Origin of the sequence: Parabacteroides caecihominis, assembly GCF_023656785.1 — a bacterium.
Taxonomy (GTDB): Bacteria; Bacteroidota; Bacteroidia; order Bacteroidales; family Tannerellaceae; genus Parabacteroides; species Parabacteroides segnis.
This window is the reverse complement of the sequence record NZ_JAMOKS010000004.1, coordinates 202,810-217,835: the sequence shown is the minus strand read 5'-3', so window position 1 is coordinate 217,835 and position 15,026 is coordinate 202,810. Positions and strand designations below refer to the sequence as shown.

Here is a 15,026-nt window from a genome sequence, read left to right as displayed (position 1 = left end):
TGAAGTTTATTTTACTGTCCCGGTGAAAGTAATCACGCATTTTGCCGGTACACTGACAACATACCGGCCGTTTTTGTCCGGTGAGTAACTTTGTGGAGACCAGCGGTTGTTTTCATCAGTCAGGAAACTATTCAGAGTTCCCGAAACCTGCACTTCTGTAAGTTGTATTCCGGTGAGAATCGACCGGGATGAGTTGTTGATGACGACAACGGTATAAGTCTGTTCTTTTTTATAAGCGGATATCAGCAGGCTGTCGGTCGGCTGACTGAGCTGAGTACCGATACGCTGGCTTCCCGGTGTGATATAACGGGTATAGTTACCGAATGTCTCGTATCGTTTAGTCAGGGAGTAGCCTTTGCGGTCCGGATTCAGTACAATCAAGCTTTCATTGTTGCCTGTAGGCATAGCTCCGGCCCACCAGACAAAAGCGTTTACATTGGCATCCGTCAGATAAGCATGAAAAGTATTTGCCCATTTCAAACCATCGTTTATTGTCGTATCGAGCGGATTTATGTCACTGATTTCTGTTACCCAAACGGGGAGGTTGTTTTTCTCTGCCAGTTCAAGTGGTACGATCGGGGTCCGCAGGCTGTCTTTTTCCGGAGACAATGATTCCGGCAAAGTATATCCGTGTCCGGCAGCAATCAGGTTGAAGTCCGTGATTTCCGGATATTTCTCCAATATCGTATTGGTGAAATAGAGCGAGGAGGCAAAGTTTGCCTGTGAACTTACGGCAGACCATAATGGATTTTCTCCAAAGATGATCCGTGCAGGTATCTGCTGACGTTTGAAAGTCGGTCCCAGATAGCGGGTAATGAATTCGCCCATCTTCTCCGGTGTCCAGAGGCTGGAGTTCCAGGGAGCGGCATAACCCGGTTCGTTGGAAGGGGAGAGGGCATATGGTTCCAGTCCGACAGATGCATATGCTTTGTAGAATTCAGCCAGGTAATCGGCATATTCCTGATAACATTCCGGTTTGAGTTCACCCTGGGATACTTTTCCATTGGTTTTCATATAAGCCGGAGCACTCCAGGCGGAGAAGAACAGTTTATCTACATGATATTTGTTTTTTGCCAGCAATGTGAGCCATAGCTGTCCGCGGCGCAGACGGTCATCTGATTTCCCTTCAAAGAATGGATCGTCGAGATCCATATCCAGGTTATCTGCCAGGTTGAAGTCCTTGTCCTTACTGTTTTTCCAATAATGGGGGAATATCTCTCCGCGAAGAATATTCAATCGCAGGCCGTTAGGGCCGAACATTTCGTCCATGACTTTTTCTCTGTTTTTATGCGAATAGAGTTCATCGGCCCATCCGGCTTGTGCGATACCGAAACCATCAATCGGTTGTTTAACGTCATCCCATATAAGTTGTATGGAAACTTCCGGTTGTTCATTTCCTGTATTACTTCCGGAACAACCGGAAGTAAGCAATGTAAATATGGAGCAGCCCAAGAATAAATATCTGTATAATTTCATGATGTAACCTCTTAATGGATAAAATATTTATTCCCCTTTGTATTGTTTGTTCTTATCGATTAGCTCGTTGATCTTTGCTACGGAAGCAGCAGACCGGAGGCCGTCTTCGGGGGTATTCATACAATAATCGACCAGTATATCTATGGTAGAAACCGCGACATGCATCCGGGTATCGCTTGATGCATAATAAATGAATACTTTCCCATCTTCATCAACAATCCATCCGTTGGAAAATAACACATTGGATACATCTCCAATCCGCTCTTCCCCTGTTGGTGCCAGAAAATAACCTCCGGGCTGTGCAATAACCTTTGTGGGGTCTTCGAGGGCAGTCATATACAGGTAGAGTACATATCGGAGTCCGGCAGCACACGCCCTGACTCCGTGAGCCAGATGTAACCAGCCTTGCGGAGTCTTTATCGGGTGTGGCCCTTCTCCATTCTTTACCTCTTTAATCGTATGGTAGTAGCGTTTATCTATAATTAGTTCAGAGAGGATTTCTGCATTTGTCATATCTTCTATCAATGCCCAACCGATTCCACCACCGCTGCCGGCATCAATAAATCCATCTTGCGGACGGGTATATAATGCATATTTTCCGTCTATAAATTCGGGATGCAGAACGACATTGCGCTGTTGGCTTTTCGATTTCAGATCCGGTAGTCTATCCCAATTGATCAGGTCTTTTGTACGAACAATACCCGCTTTTGCCACAGCAGAAGAGAGGTCACCTTGTTTTGCTTCCGGATCATGGCGTTCGCTGCAAAATATTCCGTATATCCAACCGTCTTCATGTGCTGTCAGGCGCATATCATATACATTCGTTTCTTCCGGGTCGATATCCGGTAAATTAACCGGACGTTCCCAGAAGCGGAAGTTATCCACTCCGTTCGGACTTTCTGCAATGGCAAAGAAGGATTTACGGTCCGAGCCTTCCACGCGTACCATAATCAGATATTTTCCATTCCATTTGATGGCGCCGGAATTCATGCAGGCGTTTACACCTATACGTTCCAGACAAAAAGGATTTGTCTCGGGGTTAAAATCGTAACGCCATTCCAAAGGGATATGTTCGTTTGTGACTATCGGATGAATATATCTGTCAATGATACCGTTATTATTCTCCTCTATTATATTTTTTCTGGCTAACAGGTTTTCATGGGCTGTTTGCAGTTTTTCCAAACGTTCTTTGAAGATGTTGTTTCTCTTATTCATAATGAAAGACTTTCATATTTGTATTTTGAATGCAAATGTAGAGAATGGATTATATACAGGACTGTCCTATTCAGTCAACTTATTGTACGTTTCTGTCAAGTTTGTCAAAGCGAAATCTTGCCTGTTGCTTTATGGTTACAAAAATTTACTTATAACAGGTTGTTATACCGTGATATTAACAAAAGTTTGTGGGTGTAATGTGAATATGTGTTATGTGCTCTTATTCTTTTATTTTGGATTCAAGGTGTTAACAATCAGTGTGTTATTATTATCTGTTCTGCTCAGGATGGTCAAAAAAGATTCCTCTATTCAGTCAAAAGATTGTCGGTTAAATGATTACCCGCATACGTTGATAGCTTTCCCGATATTCCTGTGGAGTGGTGCCTTTGAATTTTTTGAAAACTTTGTAGAAGTACGATTGACTGACAAAACCACAACGGGAAGCGATATCCATGATGCTTTCTTTTTCATTAATATTCAGTTCCCGGATAACAGAATTGATGCGGTATTCCTGTAAAAAGTCGGTAAAGTTATGATTGGTGTTTTTCTTTAGGAAACGTGAAAGTGTGGAAAGGCTCATGCCCATGTATTGAGCGAGTTCATTGATCGTGATCGTATTGGATAGGTTTTTACTCACATAATCGAGTATCTTTTTCATTTGATAGTCGCTTTCCGTATATGCAGGATATATATTGGGGGATAGGACACGTATATCTTCTGACAGGGATAGTTCATGGAGCAGAATAAAGAATTTCATGACGGAATAGAATCCTTTTTCTGTCGAAATCATCCGTAAGATAGGTAGTATACGGTTGATTTCTGCCTGCCCGAATAACAATCCGTGTTCTGCTTTTGCAAACATTTTCATGATGGAATCGAACTGTCTTTTCTGGAAAGCCGGACTACTGAAAAGGGAAGGATGGAACTGAATGGTAATTTCGTGGATATCATTCGACTTGCAGCTACCGTTCATCCAGGCATGTTTCAGTTCCGTATTGGTGATAAGTACAAGATCCTTTTCTCCGATTGTCTCTTCAGAGTTTCCTACAATACGCCGGGCACCGGCTGCATGCTCCACAAAGTTCAACTCCCATACATTATGAACATGTATCGGAAAAGTGAAGGATGATTTTGTGCGTTCAAATAATATGAAACTGTCTTTGTTGGATAAAGGAGACTTTTCTCTGAATATTTCTGTCATCATGGTATTTGAAACTAAATGAGTATAAGACAAAGATAATGGATAAAGTCAGAAAAACACCTGTCAAACAAGATTAAACGACATGAATAGCCGTTCTTCGTGTTTGGCAGATGTATAGACAGAGGCATATTGATTGCCGCTTATTTTGTTAATTGGAAAGTAGCCAGTACAGCTTTATGATCGGTAGGCCAGATGCCTTGCGGTTCAATAACCGGATCAGCAGTTTCTTCTGTGATACGTTCACCACGGAGAATATCGCCTTTCGGTCCGATAATGGTCATGTCTGTCAGGGTAAGGCCATTGAAAGGTGAATACATGATAAAGTCAATACGGTCGCGATCATCGGCTTCCGGTGACCAGACCAGTTTTTTTAAGGCAATGTCCGGGCAATCTGCCGGGCAGGTAAAACCGGGATGAGTGACGGGATCCGGATATTTTTCGCGATAGGAGTCTTTATATCCGGCTTTTTCAAGCATAACGGATACATCCCAGGGAACAACCAGGCCATAATGGTCGCGCATATCTTTAGTCGCTTCCGTCCAGTCCAGATGAGAAGGCTCGTTGAAGTCACCTCCCAGAATAACGATACGGCCTGCCACCTTGTCTTTTTCCGCTTCTTTGATGAAACGTGCGATAGCATCGTCACGCACGGATGCACGGTTCAATATCAGGATCGAGTCCAGATTCGTAACAGGTTCTATTTTTTCCCAATTGTTACCGTCATATCCACGGGCATCGTAGTAAGCACAATTGCGGTAATCCAGATGGGCAGTGTATACGGCAAATTCCTGGTTCCCTTTTTTCGTTACCAGGCGATAAATGCTTCCCCGGTCGTCGTTCAAAGGATAAACAGTACTGCTGTCGCTGATGGGATAGCGGCTTAATAATCCGGAATCTTCCGTGTAGAATGAGTAATATGTTTGTCCGCGTTTTTTGAGAGCTTCAACGATACGGTCGCAGAAACGTGTGTTGTGGTAATTTCGTACCTCGCTCAATGTAACGAAATCGGCATCGCTACGAACAATTTCATCTGCAACGGCATCAAATCCGTTTTCTACTACGGTTCCTTCTTGCCAGATATTAAACTGGAGAACTTTAAATGTTTCTGTTTTCTGACAAGACGAGAAACAGAAAGTGATCATAAACAGTAGAACTGTTGCGAATAGACCTTTTTTCATGGTGTTTATGTAATTTTGTTTAGCTCCGCGAAATTAATTAAATTTCGGATAAATAGGAGTGAATTTTTTATTTATTAGTGTTACAACAGTTTTACAAGACTCTTTTGTTATCTTTGCAGCAGACAATCAAACACAGAACAGGGTATGGACGGTAAGAGAGTTTTTGTCACCGGTGGTGCTAAAGGTATCGGTGCAGCTATTGTGACTGCATTTTGTAATGTGGGAGCAAGGGTCGCTTTTTGTGATACAGATGAAAAAGCGGCTTCGCGTCTTTGCGATCTATTACCTACTTTCGTCCAGTTCTTCCAGGCTGATGCAAGTGATCCGGAAGCTCTTCAAAAAGTTATCAACAGGCTTTTCAACATGTGGGGAGATATAGATGTGATTGTTAATAATGTGGGAATCAGTGAGTTCTCTCCATTGGCCGAAACGAGCATTGAACAGTTCGATAAAGTGTTGTCAACAAACCTGCGGCCGGTGTTTATAACTTCGCGGGCATTGGCTATCCATCGGAATAACGAGGAAGGGAAACAGCGTTACGGCCGGATCATCAATATCGCTTCTACCCGTTATCTCCAAAGCGAACCCGGTTCGGAATGCTATGCTGCTTCCAAAGGGGGGATTGTTTCGTTGACACATGCGCTAGCATTGTCTTTCAGTGATTATAATATTACTGTAAACAGTATCAGTCCGGGATGGATACAGAATGAAGATTACCGTTTGCTGAAACGGTCGGACCATAGCCAGCATCCGTCAGGACGTGTGGGGCGTCCTTCAGATATAGCAAGCGCCTGCCTTTTCCTGGCTGCCCCGGAAAATGATTTCATCAACGGCCAGAATATTGTAATAGACGGCGGGATGACTAAGAAGATGATTTATGAATAATCGGTACGTTAATTAATGCCTATCCTGATATTTTTACCTTTGAACGCCGGATAGAACAGGAACTGCGGATCCATACGTTTGTTCCAGGGATTATATTCATAATTTACTCCGACACCGAAGCTGAAATTATCCTTTACTTTAAATTCAAAAGCACCTCCTACGCTTGTATGATTATAATAGGGATTCAGCAACATGTGAGGATTCATACGTTCTCCTTTCTGATAGAATGCATATTGCCCCCAACCTTTGACAGTCATCCAGTCAACCACCTCGATGCTGACAGTGGCGTTAACACCTCCCATAAAGTCAGGACTGTAGTTGAACGGCGTGAAGTAACGTCCGGCAAATGCACCTCCTGTAAGTGTCCATCGGTCCTGGTGCCATACTAATGATGAACTAACCCTTGTAAGTCCTCCTACTCCTGGCCAGGTAAATTGTTCTCCGACTGTCAGCAGACCTGTTGTTTCGCTGATCGGGGTAAAACTAAACTCCTGAAAATCGAGTGCCATTGGAGATACGCGGCGTAGCATTGGAGTAAACGGATTAAAGAACGGACGGTAAGCGGCTGACAGAACCTGCATATCCATCGGACGTTGATCTTGAATTTCAGGAAAGTCTGGCGTGAATTCCCTGAGTTTCTTCTCCAACTCCGTCCTAAGAGAAGGAGTATATGTTTTATATGAAAATTCAGGAATATTGAAATTGAATTTTTGAAACTTGGGAATGGCAGTCATTTTCCCATCACCATTCAGAACATAATCAAAAACAGACTGTGCGTGCCCACAGCATACACATGTCACTAGTGCTATAATTATAAAATATCCCCGCTTCATACACAACATCATTTTATTGACGCTAAGATAGATTATTTGCTTAAAATAAGCTATTTATTGATCTTGTTTTTACTTAAAATAGTAGAAAAACTACATATTAATTCTTGTAGAGGCTGCTAGCAGGAGAAAATATAGCATATCTTTGCCTTTAATAAGAAAAAGAAAGGAATGTTACGTATGAAAATTAAAAGTTATATACTGGTTATTTTATTTTCGCTGTCATTTGCTGCTTGCGAGAAGGAGGATAACAATGGACCAAAAACAGATAATGATGTGAATCTGTGGATAGAAAGGATTATGAGAGAAAACTATCTTTGGTATTCTGAACTTCCTGAAAAAAACACGTTGAACTTTGATGCGGAACCGAAGGCTTTTTTGCTTTCTTTATTATCTGATAAAGACGGTAAAGACCTGGCCGAAGGCCATCATTATTATTCAACTCTGGAAAAGGCGGTAGCGACGAAAAGTATTTTTAATGATAGAGATTCGTATGGATTCGATTTCGCTACTTCCAATTTAAAAAGTGGGAATAACATTTATAAAATAGCTGTTGTCCTTTATGTCTTAAAGAACTCACCGGCCGAGGAAGCCGGGTTGAAACGTGGTGACTGGATTCTGGGTGTAAATGGGGCAGAAGGCACGATTCAAAATTATGATATATTGAGAAGCGGAGGCAGTGTGTCTCTTCAACTGGCACGATATGATGAGGATAGGGAGGTTATTATTCCGACCAAAGAAATAGCTTTGGGAGCATCCCGTGTTGTGGAAGATACCCCTTTTCTGAAAGATTCGGTTTATACTATCGGTAATAGTTGTATCGGTTATTTGATGTATAATCATTTTACTATCGGTCTGGATGGGCGTGACGATATGAGTTATAATCTTTACCTGCAACAATTATTTGAAAAGTTCAAAAGCCGGAATGTAAATGAGTTTGTGCTCGATTTACGGTATAATGGCGGTGGTGATGTGAGATGTGCCCAGTTACTGGCCTCTTTACTTGCTCCTGAAAGTGTGTTGGGAGATACATTTTGTAAACTGGAATATAATGACAAAAACGAAAGTAAGAATAATGTGATACCTCTCCTGAAAACATCAGAGGTCCGATCTGGAAATCTCAACTTGAAACGGTTGTTCGTTTTGACAGGAAGCAATACTGCTTCATCTTCTGAACTTGTTATCAATTCTTTGAAGCCTTATCTGGGTAATAATGTTCGTTTGATCGGTGTACAAACTTTCGGTAAAACGGTAGGGATGAGTGTTTATGACGAATCGGAGAAATATGGGTGGATTTTTTCACCTGTTACATTCCGTAGTTATAATAAGGAAGGTAAGGCTGATTATGCAGATGGTTTTTCTCCTGATATAAGGATCAATGAGTTTAATTGGAACTTGGTAAGTTTTGGAGAAACGAATGAACCTTTGTTGGCAGAGGCTATTTACGAAATAACAGGTCGGTCTTCATTGAAATCGGTGCGTTCTGCTTCAAAGCCTGTTCCTTTGGATATTTCTTATTCTCCCCAACAGAGTATTAGAAATAATATGGTATTATATATCGAGTGATAATTATTTATTTTTATTTTTCTCCACTATAGCTGCAACATTAGGAGAGGCTTTTTCATCATACAGATAGAGAGTAATATTACCTATGGACGAACAGCTGTTAATTGCCGGATGCAAACGTGGGGAGTCATGGGCTCGTAAAGAAGTCTACGAGCTGTATGCTCCTGCCATGATGAGTGTGTGTATGCGGTATGTCAATAACAGGGAAACAGCTCGCGACTTGTTGCAGGACGGATTTATCAAGATATTCACAAAGATCGGAAGTTATACGGGATCCGGTGCGTTTCCCGGTTGGGTACGCAGGGTATTCGTTACTACTGCTCTTGAATATCTCCGAAAAAATGATGCAATCCGGTTAAGCGTAAACTTTGATGACTGCGGGGATTTGGCTGATGAGGTCGATGTGTCGGCTTTAGACCGTTTGTCGGCAGATGACCTGCATGCTTGTATTGCCCGTTTGCCGAATGGCTACCGGACGGTGTTCAACCTCTATGCGATAGAGGGATATTCTCACAGTGAAATAGCAGAAATGCTACATATAAGCGAAGTAACCTCGCGAACACAGTTCATCAGGGCGCGGAAAGTGTTACAGAAAAGTGTTCAATCATTAATTATGCATGAAGATGCGCAGTGATACGGATCATAAAGAACAGTTGGATGATTTCAGCGAATTCATGAAGCAGAAACTGGAAGATCACCGGTTACCTGTCGATGATCTTTGCTGGGAGGATATCGAGCCTCATATGAAGCCCTACGGACAGAAATGGTTGTGGTGGGCCGGAAGCTCTGTGGCTGCTGCCGTCATTGCATTACTGTTTTTGTTTTCACCCTTTCGGGCAGGGGACGGATCCTATGACGGCGTGGTGCCGCCAGTGGCTTCTGTTCAGGATGAAGAGAAAATATATCAGGAGACTCAGGAAAACATTCCGGAAAAAACGAAACCATCTGTTACTGAGTCTGTACCAGCGAAGAAACTGATTGCTGCCGCGAGACCTGACAAGCCCTTGCAAATAACTGAAAATGAAGTATCGGAAGCGGAAGTCGCAGAAGAAATACAGGAACAAGAAAAAACGGTGCAGCAGCCGGAAAAGAAACAGAAGCAACAGGATTTGTATAGCTATGAATCGAAAAAATATAATTTCTCTTCTGCCGGTAAGAAAAAGACAGCGGAAGGCGGATGGTCTGTCAATGCAGGTTTCGGTACTGGTGGTCATGTCTCGCTAGGACTCGGAAATGGGGATCTTGTAGCGGATATGGATGATCCTTCGAGTAGTATAACTCCGGGTAATCCGGGAGAGGTATCTCCTCCTCCGGTCAAGCCGCCTTTGTTTGAGAATTCGAATGTATTGCCTCCTGAACAATATACGGAGGTGGATGCAGCATTGCCTCTCTCTTTCGGTGTGACAGTCCGGAAAGATTTCAATCGTTATATCGGGGTGGAGACAGGGTTGGTATATACTTATTTATCTTCCAATCTGTCTGCATGGGATAAAGTTCAGTATAAGTCCCGCCTGGAACTTCACTATTTGGGCATACCTGTCAACCTGGTTGTGTCCCTTTGGCAAAATCCACGATGGAAAATATATTTGTCGGGCGGCTTTATGATGGAAAAAGGGTTACGGTCCAAACAGACGGAAAACAGGTTCTGGCAGTTTGAACAGGTAAATAATGTTGAGAAGAAAAGCATAAACGGCCTGCAATGGTCATTGAATGCCTCTGCCGGTATGTCCTATCGTTTTTACAGGGATTGGAGTTTTTATTTCGAACCACGTATTTCGCATTATTTTGATAATGACCAGCCGCCGAGCATCCGGACAGAAAATTCAGTGATTATCGGACTTGGTGCAGGTATTCGTTTTGATTTTTAATTGAAAGAACTATAAGTATTTATCCACTAAATGTATTGAAGATGAAAAAACTAATGAGTCTGTTTTGTGTGTCGTTGATCTGTTTGCTTTGCGGATGCAACGATGATATGAAAGTGAGGGAGACGATTACGTTGACCATGAATGAACCTGTATTTATGCCTGCCGATGTTTTCCGTTCGTCAGTGAAAGTAAAAACACAACCCGAAGAAATTACTCAGCAAGGTAAGATTTGTTTTTATGAGGGGTATCTGTATGTATCGGAACCGGGAAGAGGTATTCATATCATTGACAACCGGAATCCTTCTTCTCCCCGTGCCACAGGTTTTATTGAGTTGATCGGGAATGCGGATATAGCCATTCGTAATAATATGTTGTATGCCGATTCCTATGTGGACCTGATTTGGTTCGATATTGCCAATCCGGCTCTTCCCGTTTTGAAAGACCGTTTGGAAAATGTGTTTGAAACTTTACCGCCGGTGGAAGAAGGTGAGATCGATTATCAGATGTGTTTTTCGGAAGAGGCAAAAACGAAAGGTGTTGTTGTCGGCTGGACTAAAAAGGAGAAGACAATAACACATGAATATTACAAGAATGAAGAAATCTATTATGATATGGCTTCAAGCAATAGCAGTGGTGGTTCTACAGGGGTGAATGGCTCCATGTCCCGCTTTGGTCTTTATCAGGACTATCTGTATGTTGTCCTGAATAATCAGATGAGTATTTTTAATCTGGGGGGAGCCAAACCGGAGAAAGCGGCAGATAATATGTATATCGGAGGAAATGTGGAAACTATTTTCAGCTATAAGGATTGTATGTTTATGGGAACTCCGACCGGTATGTTGATTTATTCGGTGGCCGATCCTGTTAAGCCGGAATATCAGTCGTTTATGTCGCATGTGTATGGTTGTGATCCGGTCGTTGTGGAAGATGATATTGCTTATGTAACAGTTCATGCAGGTAATAACTGCGGACAGAATTTTAATGAACTGATCATATTGGATGTCAGTGACGTGAAACGTCCCCAGCCGATTGTCGCTTATACGATGACTAAACCGAAAGGATTGGGAATCGATAACGGTACGCTTTTCCTTTGTGACGATGGTTTGAAGATCTATAATGCCAATGACCCGCAGACTCTGATGGCAAACCGCCTGGCCCATTATTCCGGTATGGAGGGTTATGATGTGATCCCTTATAATAATGTATTGATGATGATTGCCGAAGACGGTATTTACCAGTATGATTATTCGGATTTGAAGGAGATTAGGTTGCTGAGTAAGATTGCGGTGAAGAAGTAATAGACTAGATTTGGCTAAACAAACTCTGCCGAAGCAAACTATCACTTTTGCTTCGACAGAGTAAATAATGAAATTAGAAAAAGTATAACAGGTACTTACTATTCAAAGTGCTTCTATAATTGAATGCAAAAAGTCTCTCCTTGTTTTGTTTTAAATTCGATAATGTTATCTCCAGTATTATGATATTTAACGGATTTGCCATTGGAATCAATAATCTTGGCTTGTCCGATACCTGTATATTTTATTCGGCAAATCTCACCTTTGCGTGAGAGAATATTGAATTCTGAAGCTTTTCCCTCTTTCCATGTAGCGGATACTTCGAAGTTACCTCTGGCAACCAATCCATTATAGGAACCGTCTTTCCATGCATCCGGTAATGCTGCTAAAGGTTCTATATACCCTTCATGGCTCTGAAGTAACATTTCAGCAACTCCGGCTGTTCCACCGAAGTTGGCATCGATTTGAAATGGAGGGCATAAACTCCATAAATTTTCCATGACACCTTCGGTAAGTATTAAATTATAAAGCGTATAAGCTCTATTCCCATCTTTGAGTCTTGCCCAGGTGTTTAATCGGTGAGCCATAGGCCATCCTTTCCATATTCCGGGTCTGTCTCCTCTTTTGTCCAAGGCAACCCGGGCTGCGTTTAACCATTCCGGGGTTGTTCCGTTGATTAAGGTGCCCGGATATAAAAGGCAAAGGTGGGAAATATGGCGGTGAATAGGGTCACCGATATCACTATATTTGTTTTCCTCCCGATACTCTTTGAGTTGTCCGGATTCTCCTATATGAACAGGATCTAATAGAGTGATTTGTTTTTCAATGATTTTAGTGAAAGAATCTTTTCTTTTTAGTATTTTGGATGCTTCCAGTAAGTCTCTGAAATTTTCCCAGATCATTCCCTGGTCAAAGGTACAAGCCTTGGTTTGATAGTGTGCGCCGTTATGTCTTTGTTCGGGGGAAGAGGATGGATCAGCCAGTAAAAGACCGTTAGCATCTGGTTTTAATGTTTTGGATAAAAATTTTGCCATTCCTAAAAGTGCCGGATATGTATGATTTTCTAGTATCTGCCGATCGCGTGTGAAATCGTAATAGTCCCAATATAATTTTGTTGTAAAACCTCCTGTTCCCGGACCGGAATGACCACCTGGGGCTCCGATGCCATAAGCGGTAGCACCGGTTCCTATTGTCCAACCATTTTCACCTTCTTGGGGATTTAATGCTTCGGGATTATTTTTTTTGATATAGTTGGTTGCATTACGCATTGCTGCTTTCCGGTAGGTTTCGTTGTATTCTACATAAGGAATAAATAGTTCCGCGAGGTTCGTATTGAAAACAGGCCAGTAATTCATCTGTACATTAATATTATGCCAATAACCACCTGACCAGGGAGCATATTCATACTGGTTCCATCCTCCCTGTAAGTTTGGAGGCAGGGAACCGGCTCTTGAAGAGGCGATCAGGAGGTAACGTCCGTATTGGAAGAACAATTCTTCCAGATACGAGCTTGATTTACCTTTCTGGTAGCTTTTTAATAATTGATCAGTAGGAATTGACGGGACATTTTTATCTAAGCATAAATCAACTCTACTAAATAAATTTTGATAATCGGCAGTATGTTCTTTCAACAGCTCTTCATATCCTTTTCTAATCGCTTCGGCGATTCGTGCAGAAATGTTGTTGTGAGGATGTTCATTCCCTTTGCATTTTTCTTCGGGAGGCAACAGAAAGACACTTTCCCGTAACTGATAGGATGTGCCGGCTGTAATTAAAAGAATCGTACTGTCTGCATGCTGGATACTTATACATCCGTCTTCTGTATTTTTCAGTTCGCCTCCATGATTGATTACTTTGATCTGACATTCGTAAGCCAGGTTGAAGTATTGTACTTCTCCTTGCATTGTTATCAGATCTTTCTCTACTTTAACGACTCCGGTCCGGCCTGTTTTTTCTTTATTATAAGGATGTAGGTAGGGGAGCACGGGACGAACTTTGAAAGAAATACTTCCCGGACGGTTGGCTTTGAGTTTTACAGCAATGACATTACTAGGATAATTTGCAAAATACTCTCTTGAATAAAGGATATCTTCGTGTTGATAGCTAACTGTCGAAACCGCATCGTTTAAACGTAGTTCACGTTTGTAATTCTTTGCATAGTTATGATGTATATCCAGATAGATTTCCGCAAAGTTAGTAAACCCTCCCTGACCGTAGGCACCTTTATTGGCCATTGTTTTTTCGGATAACTGGATACGTTCCACATCTGTCCGTCCGAATAAGTTGGCTCCCATATAGCCATTCCCAATAGGGAGTGACCAATGTTCCCAATCTTCATCATACGGATAACCTCTGGATATTTCCTTACTATAATCACCTCCCCGGTTGTAGGCAGGACGATCATACCAAAGTGAATAAATCTTGTTAAGTTCTTTTGCCTGGCAGAAAGAACTTAGGATTAATGCTAAAAATAAAATTTCTTTTTTCATTGTATCGTATGTTATTATTTACATTGTTACGATGGAATTACTCTGCCTAAATGATTAGTTGTTTTATACATCTTCGATTTTGAACGTCTTCTGCGAGTTTTGAATTAACTTGATAGCTGGTAATTTCTTTTTCAAATCGACTTTAATGATAGTGACTGTTTTATCGGGAGATTTATCTGATATATCTATTGTCATGATATTATCCTTTGTTTTATATTTTAGGATTGATTGATCCGACATAAATGTCACTTTCTTTATACCATAATTGCAGTTTAATTTCAGTTCCCCGCTTTCAGGCCAGTCGAACACACATAGATATAAAGTTGAACTATTTTTAGAGTCCTTACGAATACATTCTCCCCATTCGGGTGTGAGCATACTTCGTTGTGAATTGTAAATAATCTCTCCATTTACTTTCATCCATTCTCCGACAGATTTCAGGCAGGCTTGCGCTTCTTCCGGTATATTTCCTAATGCATCCGGACCAACATTCAGTAAGAAATTACCCCCTCTGGCGGCAATGGTTATCATGTTATGAATGATTTCATCCGCAGATTTCCATTTTTGTCCCCAACTCCGATATCCCGATTAAAATGCGTATAGTCGATAATATTAAAGTTGCTGGCATTGCTTTTGAACATAGCAAAACCGTCATGGTGCTTGGTGGTAAAAACAACATATTTCATGCCGGCCTCTTTAGCCATATTAACCAAAGCATCTGCATTGAATTTGACAGGATTAAATGTATGTGCTTTGGCACGATATTCTCTGAAAGGTATTTTACACCGGTTCATAATCCAGGCGGGATCTCCTCTGTGCTGTTTGAAACCATTATACACTCCTCCGTATAAAGCGTAAGGTCCCCAATGTACGAATAATCCGAATTTCGCATTTCGCCACCAGGTCATTTTTTCGTCGTAGCTGATTATATGCGAAGATTGTGTTTTCGCAAACAAAGAGCCGGATATTAGCAGAAAGAAAAATAAGATTAATTTGTTCATCATGTATTTGGATTAGGAATTA

At 41.6% G+C, this 15,026-nt stretch carries 13 protein-coding genes; 5 read left to right on the top strand and 8 right to left on the bottom strand.

Translation table 11 applies throughout. From position 1 onward, the window contains the following. Positions 1–6 precede the first annotated feature (6 nt). The 4 genes from NBH14_RS04665 to NBH14_RS04650 form a co-directional block, all read right to left on the bottom strand. The gene (locus NBH14_RS04665; protein WP_186960309.1) at positions 7–1,476 is read right to left on the bottom strand and encodes a glycoside hydrolase; all 1,470 of its coding nucleotides are present in this window, start codon (positions 1,474–1,476) and stop codon (positions 7–9) included. Positions 1,477–1,503: 27 nt separating this feature from the next. Further along, entirely contained in the window at positions 1,504–2,691 is a 1,188-nt protein-coding gene (locus NBH14_RS04660) for a glycoside hydrolase family 130 protein (protein ID WP_186960308.1), read from the bottom strand. 328 nt (positions 2,692–3,019) lie between these two features. Next, on the bottom strand, positions 3,020–3,895 hold the full coding sequence (locus tag NBH14_RS04655) for an AraC family transcriptional regulator (protein ID WP_186960307.1): 876 nt from the start codon (positions 3,893–3,895) through the stop codon (positions 3,020–3,022). A gap of 137 nt (positions 3,896–4,032) precedes the next feature. Then, positions 4,033–5,070: an endonuclease/exonuclease/phosphatase family protein gene (locus tag NBH14_RS04650; RefSeq protein ID WP_186960306.1), complete on the bottom strand. Its 1,038-nt coding sequence runs from the start codon at positions 5,068–5,070 to the stop codon at positions 4,033–4,035. A 144-nt stretch (positions 5,071–5,214) separates the two neighbouring features. On the opposite strand from NBH14_RS04650, the gene NBH14_RS04645 reads away from it, so the two are divergent. Further along, on the top strand, positions 5,215–5,955 hold the full coding sequence (locus NBH14_RS04645) for an SDR family NAD(P)-dependent oxidoreductase (RefSeq protein WP_186960305.1): 741 nt from the start codon (positions 5,215–5,217) through the stop codon (positions 5,953–5,955). 8 nt (positions 5,956–5,963) lie between these two features. Here NBH14_RS04645 and NBH14_RS04640 read toward each other — a convergent pair whose 3' ends face one another. Continuing rightward, complete coding sequence (locus NBH14_RS04640) at positions 5,964–6,788, bottom strand: hypothetical protein (RefSeq protein WP_186960304.1); 825 nt, start codon at positions 6,786–6,788, stop codon at positions 5,964–5,966. Between the two features lie 177 nt (positions 6,789–6,965). On the opposite strand from NBH14_RS04640, the gene NBH14_RS04635 reads away from it, so the two are divergent. The 4 genes from NBH14_RS04635 to NBH14_RS04620 all read left to right on the top strand — a co-directional run bounded on the left by NBH14_RS04635 (position 6,966) and on the right by NBH14_RS04620 (position 11,517). After that, positions 6,966–8,351, top strand: coding sequence for a S41 family peptidase (locus NBH14_RS04635; RefSeq protein WP_186960303.1), 1,386 nt, complete (start codon positions 6,966–6,968; stop codon positions 8,349–8,351). 85 nt (positions 8,352–8,436) lie between these two features. After that, the gene (locus NBH14_RS04630) at positions 8,437–8,985 is read left to right on the top strand and encodes an RNA polymerase sigma factor (protein WP_007655522.1); all 549 of its coding nucleotides are present in this window, start codon (positions 8,437–8,439) and stop codon (positions 8,983–8,985) included. Continuing rightward, positions 8,969–10,219 carry an outer membrane beta-barrel protein gene (locus NBH14_RS04625; RefSeq protein WP_250817185.1) on the top strand — a complete coding sequence of 417 codons (1,251 nt, stop codon included), beginning with the start codon at positions 8,969–8,971 and terminating at the stop codon, positions 10,217–10,219. Before NBH14_RS04630 ends, NBH14_RS04625 begins: the two co-directional genes overlap by 17 nt. A 41-nt stretch (positions 10,220–10,260) precedes the next feature. Next, positions 10,261–11,517, top strand: a complete 1,257-nt coding sequence (locus NBH14_RS04620) for an LVIVD repeat-containing protein (protein WP_186960302.1) — start codon at positions 10,261–10,263, stop codon at positions 11,515–11,517. 113 nt (positions 11,518–11,630) lie between these two features. On the opposite strand, the gene NBH14_RS04615 is transcribed toward NBH14_RS04620, so the two are convergent. From NBH14_RS04615 to NBH14_RS04605, 3 genes are all read right to left on the bottom strand, one after another. Continuing rightward, on the bottom strand, positions 11,631–14,003 hold the full coding sequence (locus NBH14_RS04615; protein ID WP_250817183.1) for a glycosyl hydrolase family 95 catalytic domain-containing protein: 2,373 nt from the start codon (positions 14,001–14,003) through the stop codon (positions 11,631–11,633). Between the two features lie 63 nt (positions 14,004–14,066). Beyond that, entirely contained in the window at positions 14,067–14,534 is a 468-nt protein-coding gene (locus NBH14_RS04610; RefSeq protein ID WP_250817181.1) for an alpha-L-fucosidase, read from the bottom strand. Further along, entirely contained in the window at positions 14,531–15,007 is a 477-nt protein-coding gene (locus NBH14_RS04605; RefSeq protein WP_250817179.1) for an alpha-L-fucosidase, read from the bottom strand. Before NBH14_RS04605 ends, NBH14_RS04610 begins: the two co-directional genes overlap by 4 nt. Positions 15,008–15,026: the final 19 nt, after the last annotated feature.